The 1,404-nt window shown below is 74.4% G+C and carries 1 protein-coding gene; it reads right to left on the bottom strand.

The features are described 5' to 3' along the window. On the bottom strand, window positions 1-1,404 hold a 1,404-nt coding region (locus tag AB0J09_RS64735), incomplete at both ends, for a polyketide synthase (protein WP_360714425.1).

The raw sequence follows: 1,404 nt of genomic DNA, 5'->3' as shown, positions 1-1,404 counted from the left end.
GGACGATCCCATCAGTACGTGCGGCCTGCCGGCGGCCATCAGAGCCGGCTCGGCGGGATCGGGCGGCGGCGCGGCGTTCTCCACCACGACGTGCGCGTTCGTGCCGCCGAAGCCGAAGCTGCTCACGCCCGCGACCCTCCGGCGGGCGGCGGAGGGCCAGTCCGTCACCTCGGTGGGCACGAAGAACGGCGACCCGTCGAAGGGGATCAGCGGGTTGGGCCGGCGGAAGTGCAGGTTGGCGGGGATCCTGCCGCGTTGCACGCACAGGGCCGCCTTGACCAGGCCGACGAGCCCGGCGGCCGCCTCCAGGTGCCCCATGTTGGTCTTCACCGATCCGAGCGCGCAGCGGATGCCGTCGTCCCCGAACACCTCGGCGAGCGCGGCGACCTCGATCGGATCGCCCAGCGGGGTGCCGGGGCCGTGCGTCTCCACCAGGGCGACATCGGCGGACGTGACGCCCGCCGTCTGCCAGGCGCGGCGTACGACGTCGGCCTGTGCGGCGGCACTGGGTGCGGTCAGGCCGTTCGTGCGCCCGTCCTGGTTGATCGCGCTGCCTCGCACCACCGCGATGACGGGGTCGCCGTACCGTACGGCGTCGGAGAGCCGTTCCAGCAGGACGACTACCGCGCCCTCGCCCCGTACGATGCCGTCGGCGTCGGCGTCGAAGGCCCGGCACCGCCCGCTCGGCGAGATCCCGCCGAGGAGGCCGTAGTTGAGCCCGACGACCGGGGACAGCGCGAGGCTCACCCCGCCCACGAGGGCGGCGTCGCTCTCACCGGAGCGCAGGCTCTGCACGGCCAGGTGCACGGCCACCAGCGACGACGAGCAGGCGGTGTCCACCGCCAGGCTCGGGCCGTGCAGGTCGAAGGCGTACGAGAGCCGGTTCGCGGCGATGCTCAACGCGCTGCCGGAGTTGGCGTACGCCCCGATCCCTGCGCCCCCGGCGTCCTGCATGCGGCCGTAGTCGTAGTTGGCGATCCCGGCGAAGACCCCGGTCCGGCCGGCCCGCAGCCGATCCAGCGGCACGGCCGCCCGGTCGATGGCCTCCCAGGCGACCTCCAGCAGAAGCCGCTGCTGCGGATCCATGGCGGCGGCCTCGCGGGGCGAGATGCCGAAGAACCCGGCGTCGAACTCCTCCACCCGCTCCAGCAGCGCTCCCCAGCGACATGCGGCCGGATCCGCACCCGCCCGCCGGACGGCATCGTCGTCCAGCCGCCAGCGCTCCGGCGGCACCTCGCGTACGGTGTCGACCTCGTCGCACAGCAGCCGCCAGAAGCGGTCCGGCGAGTCGACCGCGCCGGGGAGCCGCAGCCCGATGCCGACGACGGCGATCGGCTCGGCGATAGGACCGGCGCCGGACACCTGGGCGCTGTCGTCCCTTCCCTGCCGGTCGGCGGGCGCGGA

The organism is Nonomuraea sp. NPDC049784 (assembly GCF_040659615.1).
Classification (GTDB): domain Bacteria; phylum Actinomycetota; class Actinomycetes; order Streptosporangiales; family Streptosporangiaceae; genus Nonomuraea.
Note: the sequence above shows the minus strand (reverse complement) of the source record. Positions and strands in the feature narration are given on the sequence as shown.